1 protein-coding gene is annotated in these 448 nt (G+C 60.5%); it reads left to right on the forward strand.

Annotated elements, in window-relative coordinates:
• The coding region (locus tag KJQ99_RS11350; protein WP_214150715.1) for an amino acid permease at window positions 1-448 on the forward strand (448 nt) is incomplete at both ends.

Below are 448 nucleotides of genomic sequence, written 5' to 3' on the forward strand. Positions count from 1 at the left end.
CTGTGGAACCGTGGCGGCTTCATGCCCAACGGCTGGAGTGGGTTCTTCGCTGGTTTTCAGATGGCAGCATTCGCGTTTGTGGGAATCGAGCTCATCGGGACCACCGCCGCCGAGACACGGGATCCCGAGAAGACCCTGCCTCGGGCTATCAGCGCCGTCCCCGCTCGAATCCTCATCTTTTATGTCGGTGCCCTGCTCGCGATCATGACTGCCGTTCCGTGGGACGAGGTCCGGGCAGATTCCTCCCCGTTCGTGCAGGTTCTCGGGCTAGTTGGATTCGCTGGTGCAGCTAGCGTGATGAATTTCGTCGTCCTGACATCGGCAGCCTCGTCGTCTAACTCTGGGATTTACTCCATCTCAAGAATGCTTTTCGGACTCGCTCACAAGCGCATGGCGCCGAAGGTGTTCGGCGGACTCAGTAAGAACGGCGTCCCCCGCTGGGGCCTCG

The sequence above is a fragment of the Campylobacter sp. 2018MI13 genome, from assembly GCF_018501135.1.
Classification (GTDB): Bacteria; Campylobacterota; Campylobacteria; order Campylobacterales; family Campylobacteraceae; genus Campylobacter_E.